We start from the raw sequence: 12,429 nt of genomic DNA on the forward strand, positions 1-12,429 counted from the left end.
GGACAATTAGTTGTGCACCGTATGAATGTATTTCTTTACGTTTGAAATAGAAGTCACATTATAAAACGTTACGTAAAAATTGTTTTGCTCGTTCATGTGATGGAGCTGAAAAGAATTGCGCTGGTGGAGCATCCTCTACAATTTTCCCGTCATCCATAAAGATGACGCGATCAGCTACATCTCTTGCGAAATTCATTTCATGAGTAACAATAACCATTGTCATTCCTTCTTCAGCAAGTTCTTTCATAACTTGCAACACTTCTCCAACGAGTTCAGGGTCTAAGGCTGAGGTAGGTTCATCAAATAGCATAATTTTAGGATTCATAGCAAGAGCTCGTGCAATCGCAACGCGTTGTTTTTGACCACCTGACAGTAGGTGAGGAGTTACATCCGCCTTATCTTGTAGGCCGACTTTTTGTAGGAGTTGATTACCAACATCCTTCGCGTCTGCTGTCTCCAATTTTTTTACGTGAATAGGTGCTTCTATGATGTTTTCTAGTGAGGTCATATGAGGAAAGAGGTTAAAATGCTGAAAAACCATACCGACATTTTCACGGACTTTGTTTAAGTTTGAATGCTTTGGATCAATTCGTTCACCTTGTAAATGAATTTCACCTTCATCGTACATTTCTAAAAAGTTCAGACAGCGAAGTAATGTACTTTTGCCGGAACCACTGGCACCGATTAAAACAACAACTTCTTTTTCTTTTACTTCTAAATCGATTCCTTTTAAAACATCAAGTGAACCAAATGATTTTACTAGATTTCGAACTTGAATCATACAAAACCCCCAGTCAAAAATATATTTACAAATGTTGCCCCTTATTTCTGTTATTAGTCATAAATTGTCAGAATCCTTTATTTTTTTGGCGAAATTTGATATTCAAGGAAATTATGATTTTTTAAATTTTTATATCTTTCTATAGTGAAAATATGGATAACAATATATAGGTATTACTTATATTGCTTAAAATAAGGGGGAAAGAAGAGATGGAAAAAGAAAGGAAAACATTTTCCTTTGGTTTACGTATACAGCTTATGCTATTTACGACAGTTTTAGCTTTCATTACATATTCAACAAGCATATTTTTTATTTACGTTATATATGATTATTTTCAAATTTATGTAAGTCTAACTGTTTATAATATTATCGTTATGTTATTAGGTATGGTCTGGAATTTTAGCATATGGAGCAGCAATTTTTTTAATTAAACCACTTCGGAAGTTGGAAGAAGCTGCAAGGAAAGCTACAGAATTAATTTTACAAGAAATGTCATCAAGTATTATGGAAGTAGCCGATGTTACGAAGCAAATTAGTAGTTGTATGAATGAACAAGTAAGTCACATTCAGCAAACAGGATCACAAACAAAGGCTGTAGCAGCAATTGCAGAGGAAACGTCAGCTGGTTCACAAGAAGTGGCGCGTGTGACGCTACGGTGGTAATCGATCAATTATTAAAAGATTTAGAGAAGCAAGCAGCCGATTTAAAACAAACGATTGAACGGTTTTCGATGTAAAAGAGAAGAACAGAATGCTGTTCTTCTTTTTTTTATTTAGCTAGATTTAATATCTACAGTTAAAAAGTATAAACTATGAACGTTTCCGCAACATTCCCTTTTGTCTCTTTCGGATGAAAATTATAGCGAGCTATAATATTAAAAGGGGTGTCTTTTATGAAAAAAGAAAAAAGACAACGATTAATTAAACAATTTGTAAAGGAATATGAAATAGATAAGCAAGAAAGATTAGTAGAATTGTTAGCAAAAAAAGATGTATTAGTAACACAAGCTACAGTTTCTCGAGATATTCGTGAGTTAAACTTAATGAAGGTACCTTCTCAAGAAGGATTAATGATATATAAATTTTTCTCAGAAGAGCATTTACAAACTGATATAAAGTTAAAGAAAAAATTACGAGAGGTTGTTGTAAAAATTGATTGTGTAGATCAATTAATGGTTATTAAAACATTACCCGGTAATGCACATGTTATTGGTGTTTTGTTTGATGAGTTAGATTGGAAAGAAAAAATAGGATGTATATGTGGAAATGATACATGCCTTATAATTTCTCAGTCGAAATCAGATAGGGAGATTTTAGAAGAAAGGTTAAATTTAATTATTTAGATGCAAAATCCTGTTTTTAATAAAAATTAAAAACAGGATTTTTGTTTAAATACGGAAGTTAAATATTCAACATATATGCGTAATATATGTATTTTTTTATTGAAAAAGCGGGATGAAGTGTTATAAAAATACAAATTTATATGATTTTAAAAAAATAACTTGTTTAATATTTCACAATGATAATGTGGATGCTTTCACAAAGATAAAAGCGTGTAGCATTTATTATGTACTTGTAAGACATCAAACATATTTAAAAGGAGGTACAACAAATGAAGCATCCGATACATGTTACTTCAGAGATTGGGGAATTACAAACGGTTTTATTAAAACGACCTGGTAAAGAAGTGGAAAACTTAACGCCAGATTATTTACAGCAATTATTATTTGACGATATTCCATACTTACCAATTATTCAAAAAGAGCATGATTATTTTGCACAAACATTACGCAATCGGGGTGTTGAAGTTCTTTATTTAGAAAAACTAGCTGCTGAGGCGTTAGTAGACAAAAAACTTCGAGAAGAATTTGTTGATCGTATTTTACAAGAAGGACAGGCTGACGTAAATGTTGCACATCAAACTTTAAAAGAATATTTACTTTCCTTTTCAAATGAAGAATTGATTCAAAAAATTATGGGTGGTGTACGGAAAAACGAAATTGAAACAAGTAAGAAAACACATTTATACGAGTTAATGGAAGATCACTATCCATTTTACTTAGACCCAATGCCTAATTTATATTTTACTCGTGATCCAGCAGCTGCCATGAGTGATGGCTTAACGATAAATAAGATGAGAGAACCGGCGCGTAGACGTGAATCATTATTCATGGAGTACATTATTAAATATCATCCAAGATTTGCAAATCACAATGTGCCAATTTGGCTAGATCGTGATTATAAGTTTCCAATTGAAGGTGGCGACGAGCTAATTTTAAATGAGGAAACAATTGCAATTGGAGTATCTGCCCGCACTTCAGCTAAAGCAATTGAACGTTTAGCTAAAAATCTCTTTAGTCGACAAAATAAAATTAAGAAAGTGTTAGCAATAGAAATTCCAAAATGCCGAGCATTTATGCATTTAGATACAGTATTTACAATGGTCGATTATGACAAATTTACAATTCATCCGGCCATTCAAGGACCGAAAGGAAATATGAATATTTATATTTTAGAAAAAGGCTCAGATGAAGAAACTCTTAAAATTACACATCGTACTTCTTTAATGGAAGCATTAAAAGAGGTATTAGGCTTAAGTGAATTAGTTCTTATCCCTTGTGGAGGAGGAGATGTAATTGCTTCTGCTCGTGAACAATGGAATGATGGCTCGAATACATTAGCGATTGCGCCGGGAGTAGTTGTTACATATGATCGCAACTATGTATCCAATGCTTTATTACGGGAACATGGTATAGAAGTTATTGAGGTGCTAAGTTCGGAATTATCTCGTGGTCGTGGAGGTCCACGTTGCATGAGTATGCCGATTGTTCGTAAAGATATTTAGTATAAATAACGGAGAAAGCAGGGATGAATTATGTTAATGACTAGACCTAATGTAAAAGGAAGAAGTTTTCTAGCTGAAAAAGATTTTACACAAGAAGAATTATTATATTTTCTAGATTTAGCAGCAGAATTAAAAGAGAAAAAGAAAAATGGTATCCCGCATCGTTATTTAGAAGGAAAAAATGTAGCGCTCTTATTTGAAAAAACTTCAACTCGTACACGATGTGCATTTACAGTAGCATGTACAGATTTAGGTGCAAACCCTGAATATTTAGGGAAAGGTGATATTCAGCTTGGGAAGAAAGAATCTGTAGAAGATACAGCAAAAGTGTTAGGACGCATGTTTGACGGAATTGAGTTTCGTGGATTTAATCATGAAACTGTAGAATCTTTAGCACAAAATTCTGGTGTGCCGGTTTGGAATGGATTAACAGATATGTGGCATCCAACACAAACACTTGCAGATTTATTAACAATTAGAGAACATGTAGGGAAATTAAAAAATGTGAAGCTCGTTTACGTTGGAGATGGACGAAATAATGTCGCTAATAGCTTACTAGTTGGTGGAGCGATCGTTGGAATGGATGTACGTATTTGTACACCGGAATCTTTATGGCCAGAACAGGAAGTAATTGATTTAGCAAAAAAATATAACGAACGGGTAATGGTAACAAGTAATGTTAAAGAAGCTGTTGAGGGTGCGGATGTAATCTATACAGATGTATGGGTATCTATGGGGGAAGAAGAAAAATTTGCTGAACGTGTCGAGTTATTGAAACCTTATCAAGTAAATATGCAAATGATTAAAGAAACAGGAAATGAAAATATGATTTTCTTACATTGTTTACCTGCATTCCATGATGTTGAAACGATGTATGGTGAGGAAGTTTATGAAAAGTATGGGTTGAAAGAAATGGAGGTAACTGACGAAGTATTCCGCAGTAAACATTCAAAAGTATTTGATCAGGCTGAAAATAGAATGCATACAATTAAAGCTGTTATGGCAGCTACTTTAGGAAACATGGAGTAGAGAAGAAAGGGGATTTTCCTTTCTTCTTTCCCCTCCTTTAGGCACTATCATTCACTATTGCGTTAGTATTGTTATTGCAATTAAAGAGAGGTGAGTGGAATGGGTGAAGATAAGAAATTAGGATTGTTTACTTTAACGGCTCTTGTAGTTGGTTCTATGATTGGCGGTGGAGCATTTAATTTAGCAAGTGATATGGCAAAAGGTGCTGGTGCTGGAGCCATTATTATTGGTTGGGTTATAACAGGAATTGGGATGATTGCGCTTGGATTATCTTTTCAAAATCTAACTGTAAAGCGGCCAGATTTAGATGGTGGTATTTTTAGTTATGCAAAAGCAGGATTTGGTAATTTTATGGGGTTTAATAGTGCGTGGGGATATTGGCTATCTGCCTGGCTTGGTAATGTAGCTTACGGCACATTATTGTTTTCTTCATTAGGTTATTTCTTCCCAATCTTTGAAGGCGGTCAAAATGTAGCATCCATTATTGGTGCAAGCGTATTATTATGGTGTGTTCACATGTTAATTTTACGTGGAGTTCAATCAGCAGCACTTGTGAATTTAGTAACTACAATCGCAAAATTAGTACCTGTATTTGTATTTATTGTTATAGGAATCTTCGCGTTTCATATTGATACGTTCCTAGATGGATTTTGGGGACAAACTGGTTCTTTTTCATGGGGAGCGGTTGGCAGCCAAGTTAAAAGTACAATGCTTGTAACTTTATGGGTGTTCATTGGGGTAGAAGGGGCTGTTGTTTTATCTAGTCGAGCAAAAAATAGAAGTGATGTAGGGAAAGCGACGGTTATTGGCTTAATTGGTACACTCATCATTTACATTTTAATTACATTACTGTCTCTTGGACTTATGCAACAAGCAGATATTGCTAATTTGAAAAGTCCAGCTATGGCTTATTTATTTGAAAGCGTTGTTGGAAAATGGGGTGCTATCTTTATTAATTTAGGTTTAGTCATATCTGTATTAGGTGCTTGGTTAGGATGGACTTTACTTGCTTCTGAAATTCCGTATTTAGCTGCTAAAGACGGAGTATTTCCAAAATGGTTTGCAAAAGAAAATAAAAATAAGGCTCCAATAAATTCATTATGGATAACAAATGGCTTAATTCAAATGTTCTTATTAACATTCGTCGTTTCCGATCAGGCGTATAACTTTGCATTCTCGTTAGCATCTTCAGCTATTTTAATCCCATATGCTTTTTCAGCATTTTATCAACTGAAGCATAGCTTAAAGTCTGAAGAAGCGGATCGAAATAAAAATATAATAATTGGTTTGATAGCAAGTATTTATGGCGTGTGGTTAGTTTATGCAGCTGGTTTAGATTATTTATTACTAACAATGACTTTATATGCACCAGGTATTTTTATTTTCTACAATGTTCAAAAGCAAAAGAGTTCGAAGCAAATATTTACTCGAGTGGAATTAGCATCGTCGGTAGCGATTGGTGCTTTAGCATTCTTTGCCATTTATGGATTGATTACAGGAAGTATTACTTTATAAAGCGCTGTGAAAATGAAATCAATTGGAGGGTTGAAATATGGCACGAAGAAAAATTGTAGTTGCACTAGGGGGAAATGCGATACAGTCTGGAAAAGCTACTGCGGGAGCACAGCAAGAAGCGTTAGAAAAAACAGCGGAACAACTTGTGGAAATAATGGAAAATGATGTAGATATAGTAATTGCACACGGAAATGGCCCACAAGTGGGGAATATTTTATTACAGCAAAAAGCTGCAGAAACGGAAAAGACACCTGCAATGCCATTAGATACTTGTGGTGCAATGAGTCAAGGGATGATTGGATATTGGATGGAAAATGCGATTGAAAAGGCATTGAAAAAACGGAATATAAAAAAAGACGTAGCAACGGTTATAACACGCGTTGTCGTGGATGAAAAAGATGAGGCATTTAAAAATCCAACTAAACCAATTGGTCCTTTTTATACAGAAGAAGAAGCCAGAAGATTAATGGAAGAAACAAAAGCAGTGTTTAAAGAGGATGCTGGCAGAGGGTGGAGACGTGTTGTTCCATCACCGAAGCCTGTAAGTATTCATGAGCATAAGGTGATTAATTCTTTGGTCGAGGATGGAAATATAGTAATAGCTGTTGGCGGTGGTGGAATTCCAGTGATTGATTCCGAAGAAGGGCTAAAAGGAACTGAAGCGGTTATCGATAAAGATTTCGCTGCGCAGAAACTAGCTGAATTAGTAGATGCCGATACGCTAGTAATTTTAACTGCAGTTGATCATGTGTATGTAAATTATAATCAACTGAATCAAAAGAAATTAGAGCATGTCACAGTGAATCAATTAGAAGAATACATGGAAGAACAACAATTTGCTGCGGGAAGTATGCTTCCAAAAATTGAAGCTGCTATTAATTTTGTTAATACAAATCCAAAAAGAAAAACAATTATTACGTCTTTAGAAAAAGTATATGAAGCACTAGAAGAAAAAGCTGGTACTATTATTTCTAAACAGGATGTATGCATGTATGTTTAAATAATTATGTACTCTACTTATTGGTAAAAAAAGAATGAAGTTAGTAACTTCATTCTTTTTATTTATTAATATTTTTTGTACTCATTGTTCATAAAGTTTTCATGATGAAATCTGAATATATAAGTTAATTATGATAAAATTTAATTTGAATACGCTTTCTTGATTTTTCGCTCCAACATACAGCAAGAGAGAGGGAATTTTATGAATAGACGGAACGTAGTTAAAGATTTAAAGCAGTTTGAATTATTTGCTCATTTAACAGAAAAGAAATTGAAAGGTTTGACGGAGTTTGTCTATTGGCGAACTTATAAAAAGGGTCAATTTTTATTTTTAGAAGGGGATTCAAGAGAAAGAATTTACTTCATGTTAGATGGATTTGTAAAGTTAGAGCGGGTAAATCAAAGTGGGAATTTATTATATGAGGACTATGTAAAGCGGTATTCTATTTTTCCTTATGGTGGTATGTTTACAGACAGAGGATATAACTATACGGCAGAAGCGATGACAGATGTAGAAGTATACTATATTCCGACAGTAATTTTCGAAGATATGGTGAAATCTAGTAGGACGCAATTAATGTACGTTGTTCAGCAATTATCATCGATATTAAAACTAAACGAAAATCGAGTGCAAAATATTACAATTCCTAATGCACAAGATCGAGTCATTCAAACATTAAATTATTTAATGCAGGATTTAGGAGAACAGAGTGGCGAAACGATTGTAATTTCCTGCCCACTTACAACAATTGAAATATCGAAAATATCTGGTACGTCTCGAGAGACGGTTAGTGGCGTATTAAAACAATTAAAAAATGATAGTATTGTTACAATTCTGGATAAAAAAATTACAATACATAATCCAACATATTTTGAGGAAATCTCTATGTGAAAATTGCATATTGATTTTCTAATTCATACTGTATATTAGTAAAGTTCTTTATATATTTATAAGGAGCTTTTTTACGTTATCCTCTATAAAAAGATTGTATAGTATGGTAATAATAGCTAAAATCGATAATAAAAAAGCAAAGGGAAGGGGAGAAATAATGGTCCGAATTGAGTATGATCGATTAGTAGCTATTTGTTACAGTATAGGGGTTTTGTTATTATTAAAAATTCCAAACGATAATGAATTAATTGGGGAAAAACTATTCAATTTCTATAAGGTTCCGGTACATACATATATTTATATGGATTATAAAGTCTCAAATATATTGATTGTTTCTTTCGTACTACATGTAATTGCATTTATATTATTCGTAAAATGGATAGGAAAACAGGAATCTAGTACATTTAGAACAATGAATAAGGTAAAAGTAGTAGGCATTAGTATTTTGATTTTAATGATGCCGTTTATTTTAAATAACATCCTCCAGACATTGAATAAAACATGGTATTATGCAGGGAAAACAGGGGTAGAAGCAATAGAATATAAAAAAGAAGATAGCCAGTGTAGAATGGAGAAAAATGGAGAGGATATCGAACAAAAGTGCATTGTTACTTTAAAAAATTATCGTAATCATTCACAAGCATTAAAAGTTGTTTTATATGATAATGCAAACGAGAATTCAAAAAGTTATCAAGTACCGAAACCAGTCTATTTACAAAAACATGAGACAAAACAATTCGAATTTCAAATTCCTGTTGTTTATAATAGCGATATTGAAAAAAATAAAGTACCAAATATTAAATTACATTCATTGCATGAAAATGATAGGAAATACAATTAATCCGTAATTGAAAGTTTATGAGTAGGAGTAATAATTTGAATCGATATAGAACATTAACTTGAATCATCCAACATGCTATAAGGCAGCGAACATGTTGGATGATTTTTTATTTTATTCCTCCTTTTTTACGTATGAAAAGGGGGAATACTTTGTTGAAAGTGAAAAACGTTGCAAGGGTCATATGCAGTCTTCACTTTACGTAGTCTTTGAAAATTAGAGCCATAATAACTAGTTTGCCAATTTTTTATGTCGATATCGGGCCAATTGACATAGTCGCCTAGTGTATAAGGATCTAAACTTTCTCGTAAGTCTTTAACCCAGCGTATATTTCGATTTTCTTCATCGTCGCATTTCCAAGAGGTAATATATTCTTGAACAATAATTGCCTTGCGATGGAAATAAGCGGTTTCATTAGGGGAAATATTTTCTACAGCACCTACGAGTGATTGGTGCCAAATGCTTGCCTCTTTATTTGGTGCATGAGAAAGAAAATATTTCATGATTTGAATGCCTTTAAGGGGAATAGGTTTATATACATAGGAACCAGAACGCTTGAATTTTTCAGGAATATTACCACTGTTAAAGAATTGGACGGCCTTTATATAAGGAACTTCATCTATAAAGAGAGAAGGATTACCAGTTTCAAGAAGAGGGGATAATAGGGGATAGAGTTCAGAAGGAGAGCCAACAAATTCACCTTTTACCTCAATTTTATTTCTTTGTTTGGAGAATAATTCGATAGATGAAGTGAGACGTTCATCTATATAAGGGGCCCAGTTTTGCCAAGCTTGAAATGCAGAAATAAAGTCTTTCCACTCCCATGTAAGTGAGAAAATGGATACGTTTTTTATAGGGTGGACTCGAAAGGTTAAGGAAGTAACAATGCCGAAATTTCCACCGCCACCGCCGCGGCATGCCCAAAACAAGTTAGGGTTTTCTTGTTCGTTTGCGCGAATGATTTTTGCGCCCAATTTACCGCATGCTTGTACCATTTCAACTTCTACTAATTGGTCACATGTTAATCCGAATAAGCGTGAAAGCATACCGATGCCACCGCCAAGCGTTAACCCAACAACCCCAACACTTGCACTTGTGCCAGCTGGTATTGTAACACCATATTTCCAAAGCTCTTTATAAACAGTACCAAGATTTGCACCAGCTTCAATTGTTGCTGTTAACTTCTCTGTATTAACAGTAATTCGATGCATTTCACTCACATCAATAATAAGTCCGCCATTTAAAAGAGAGAAATTTTCATAACTATGCCGCCCACTTCTTAAGCGAAAAGGTATATGACGTTCGCGTGCCCATTTTAAGGCGTTACACACATCATTTTTATTTTGACAAAAAACAATAATACAAGGGAGTTTTGGAATACTTAAATTTAAATTTATTCGGGCCACGTCATAGTCAGGATCTGAAGGTACGACGACACGACCGGTTAATTTTGTATGTTTCAATTTATAGCTCCTTCCTAAAATAATTCAGGCTTTTTATTAATATATGAAAAAGGTCTGTAATACGCGTGGACAAGGAGAGGAGAAGAATGAGATTTGCCTTGGCGAGAAATAAATAAAGCATAAGAAGAAGGAATCTACATAGAGTTCAATGAAAACAGTTGCAAACTATTCATATTTTGTTATGATAGTGTTACGAAAACGTTTGCATAAAATTCCGATGGGATGCAAAAGGAGAGAATTAGTATGAATAAGACATGGTGGAAAGAAGCTGTCGCTTATCAAATTTATCCACGAAGCTTTATGGATTCAAATGGTGATGGTATTGGAGATTTACAAGGTATTATTGCAAAGCTGGATTATTTAAAAGATTTAGGTATAGATGTAATTTGGATTTGTCCAATGTATAAGTCACCTAATGATGATAATGGCTATGACATTAGTGATTATCAAGATATTATGGATGAGTTTGGTACGATGGAAGACTTTGATGCTTTACTAGATGAAGTTCATAAGCGTGATATGAAGCTTATTATTGATTTAGTTATTAATCATACGAGTGATGAACATCCGTGGTTTATTGAATCTCGTTCATCTAAAGACAATCCGAAGCGTGATTGGTACATTTGGCATGATGGTAAAGACGGCGTAGAACCAAACAACTGGGAAAGTATTTTTAATGGTTCGGCATGGGAATATGATGAAGTAACAGAACAATATTATTTACATTTATTCTCACGTAAACAACCAGATTTAAACTGGGAGAATAAAGAAGTTCGTGAAGTGTTATACGATACAGTTAATTGGTGGCTTGATAAAGGGATTGATGGTTTCCGTGTTGATGCAATTAGCCATATTAAAAAAGAAGATGGCTTCAAGGATATGCCAAATCCAAAAGAATTGAAATATGTACCATCTTTTGATAAACATATGAATGTGGACGGTATTCAACCTTTATTAGAAGAGTTAAAAGAAAATACATTTTCTAAGTACGATATTATGACTGTTGGAGAAGCGAATGGTGTCAAGATTGAAGATGCTGAGCTTTGGGTTGGAGAAGAGCAAGGTAAATTCAATATGGTATTCCAGTTTGAACATTTAAGCTTATGGGATGCAGAAAAGAAGAAAGACCTTGATGTTGTAGGATTGAAAAAGGTATTAACGAAATGGCAAAAAGGATTAGAAAATAAGGGATGGAATGCTTTATATATCGAGAATCACGATAAGCCACGTATCGTTTCAACGTGGGGAGATGATAAACAATATTGGCGTGAAAGTGCAACAGCTCTAGGAGCGATGTATTTCTTTATGCACGGTACACCGTTTATTTATCAAGGACAAGAAATTGGTATGACAAATGTTCAGTTACCAAATATTGAAGATTACGATGATGTAGCAATTAAAAATTTATATCGAGAGAAAATTGCAGAGGGCGTATCACATCAAGATATGATGGAAATTATATGGGCTTCTTGCCGTGATAATTCACGTACACCTATGCAGTGGAACGATGAGATGAATGCTGGTTTCACAACAAGTGCACCTTGGTTTGGCATGAATCCAAATTACAAAGAAATTAATGTTGAAAAGCAAAAAAATGACGAAAAGTCTATTTTCAATTTCTATAAGAAAATGATTGCCTTGAAAAAAGAGCATGATGTATTGAATTATGGTACGTACGATTTACTTTTAGAGGACGATCCACAAATTTATGCGTATACACGTACATTACAGGATGAAAAAGTCATTGTAATTAGTAATATCTCAAAAGAGGAAGCTGTGTATAATGAGCCTTTATTCGCACTAGAACGCAAACGTTTGCTTTTAAATAACTATGAAGTTGCAGAACATGAACAAGTAACTACAATCACGTTAAAACCTTATGAAACAAGGGTTTATCGCATTTTATAATAAAAAAGGATGCTCTTTGAGCATCTTTTTTTATGAAAAAAAATAAATTTCTATTGCAATGTGAAAACGCTTTTATTAAAATAGATTTATGAAAACGGTTGCGCAATAAAAAATAGGGATATAAGGAATCGTTTTCATAAGAGAGACAGAAATTATAAT

General features: G+C 33.8%; 10 protein-coding genes and 1 pseudogene. 9 read left to right on the forward strand and 2 right to left on the reverse strand.

What is annotated here, in order from left to right; genetic code table 11:
• Nucleotides 1–58 precede the first annotated feature (58 nt).
• Complete coding sequence (locus tag BAU27_RS25515) at nt 59–781, reverse strand: amino acid ABC transporter ATP-binding protein (protein ID WP_000616929.1); 723 nt, start codon at nt 779–781, stop codon at nt 59–61.
• 209 nt (nt 782–990) lie between these two features.
• Between BAU27_RS25515 and BAU27_RS31325 the strand changes: the two are divergent.
• From BAU27_RS31325 to BAU27_RS25560, 8 genes and pseudogenes are all read left to right on the forward strand, one after another.
• Nucleotides 991–1,518 (forward strand): annotated as a pseudogene (locus BAU27_RS31325) (hypothetical protein).
• A gap of 156 nt (nt 1,519–1,674) precedes the next feature.
• The gene (gene argR / locus BAU27_RS25530) at nt 1,675–2,124 is read left to right on the forward strand and encodes an arginine repressor (RefSeq protein WP_071772382.1); all 450 of its coding nucleotides are present in this window, start codon (nt 1,675–1,677) and stop codon (nt 2,122–2,124) included.
• Between the two features lie 269 nt (nt 2,125–2,393).
• Nucleotides 2,394–3,626, forward strand: a complete 1,233-nt coding sequence (gene arcA / locus BAU27_RS25535) for an arginine deiminase (protein WP_071772383.1) — start codon at nt 2,394–2,396, stop codon at nt 3,624–3,626.
• 30 nt (nt 3,627–3,656) lie between these two features.
• The gene (argF, locus tag BAU27_RS25540; RefSeq protein WP_071772384.1) at nt 3,657–4,655 is read left to right on the forward strand and encodes an ornithine carbamoyltransferase; all 999 of its coding nucleotides are present in this window, start codon (nt 3,657–3,659) and stop codon (nt 4,653–4,655) included.
• A 99-nt stretch (nt 4,656–4,754) separates the two neighbouring features.
• Nucleotides 4,755–6,170 (forward strand): arginine-ornithine antiporter, encoded by a 1,416-nt coding sequence (arcD, locus tag BAU27_RS25545; protein ID WP_071747259.1) that lies wholly within the window; start codon nt 4,755–4,757, stop codon nt 6,168–6,170.
• Nucleotides 6,171–6,207: 37 nt separating this feature from the next.
• Complete coding sequence (gene arcC, locus BAU27_RS25550) at nt 6,208–7,170, forward strand: carbamate kinase (protein WP_071772385.1); 963 nt, start codon at nt 6,208–6,210, stop codon at nt 7,168–7,170.
• Between the two features lie 201 nt (nt 7,171–7,371).
• The gene (locus BAU27_RS25555; protein ID WP_071747261.1) at nt 7,372–8,061 is read left to right on the forward strand and encodes a Crp/Fnr family transcriptional regulator; all 690 of its coding nucleotides are present in this window, start codon (nt 7,372–7,374) and stop codon (nt 8,059–8,061) included.
• Nucleotides 8,062–8,218: 157 nt separating this feature from the next.
• Nucleotides 8,219–8,902, forward strand: a complete 684-nt coding sequence (locus BAU27_RS25560) for an ABC transporter permease (protein ID WP_071772386.1) — start codon at nt 8,219–8,221, stop codon at nt 8,900–8,902.
• A gap of 125 nt (nt 8,903–9,027) precedes the next feature.
• On the opposite strand, the gene BAU27_RS25565 is transcribed toward BAU27_RS25560, so the two are convergent.
• Nucleotides 9,028–10,362 carry an FAD-binding oxidoreductase gene (locus BAU27_RS25565; RefSeq protein WP_071747263.1) on the reverse strand — a complete coding sequence of 445 codons (1,335 nt, stop codon included), beginning with the start codon at nt 10,360–10,362 and terminating at the stop codon, nt 9,028–9,030.
• 243 nt (nt 10,363–10,605) lie between these two features.
• On the opposite strand from BAU27_RS25565, the gene BAU27_RS25570 reads away from it, so the two are divergent.
• Entirely contained in the window at nt 10,606–12,270 is a 1,665-nt protein-coding gene (locus BAU27_RS25570; RefSeq protein WP_071747264.1) for a glycoside hydrolase family 13 protein, read from the forward strand.
• Nucleotides 12,271–12,429: the final 159 nt, after the last annotated feature.

This window comes from Bacillus sp. NH11B, assembly GCF_001884205.1.
Taxonomy (GTDB): Bacteria; Bacillota; Bacilli; order Bacillales; family Bacillaceae_G; genus Bacillus_A; species Bacillus_A proteolyticus.

Excerpts from the sequence above, each read along its gene's own strand:
- BAU27_RS25515 (WP_000616929.1), bottom strand. The coding sequence starts at position 781 with ATGATTCAAGTTCGAAATCTAGTAAAATCATTTGGTTCACTTGATGTT.
- argR (WP_071772382.1), top strand. The coding sequence starts at position 1,675 with ATGAAAAAAGAAAAAAGACAACGATTAATTAAACAATTTGTAAAGGAA.
- arcA (WP_071772383.1), top strand. The coding sequence starts at position 2,394 with ATGAAGCATCCGATACATGTTACTTCAGAGATTGGGGAATTACAAACG.
- argF (WP_071772384.1), top strand. The coding sequence starts at position 3,657 with ATGTTAATGACTAGACCTAATGTAAAAGGAAGAAGTTTTCTAGCTGAA.
- arcD (WP_071747259.1), top strand. The coding sequence starts at position 4,755 with ATGGGTGAAGATAAGAAATTAGGATTGTTTACTTTAACGGCTCTTGTA.
- arcC (WP_071772385.1), top strand. The coding sequence starts at position 6,208 with ATGGCACGAAGAAAAATTGTAGTTGCACTAGGGGGAAATGCGATACAG.
- BAU27_RS25555 (WP_071747261.1), top strand. The coding sequence starts at position 7,372 with ATGAATAGACGGAACGTAGTTAAAGATTTAAAGCAGTTTGAATTATTT.
- BAU27_RS25560 (WP_071772386.1), top strand. The coding sequence starts at position 8,219 with ATGGTCCGAATTGAGTATGATCGATTAGTAGCTATTTGTTACAGTATA.
- BAU27_RS25570 (WP_071747264.1), top strand. The coding sequence starts at position 10,606 with ATGAATAAGACATGGTGGAAAGAAGCTGTCGCTTATCAAATTTATCCA.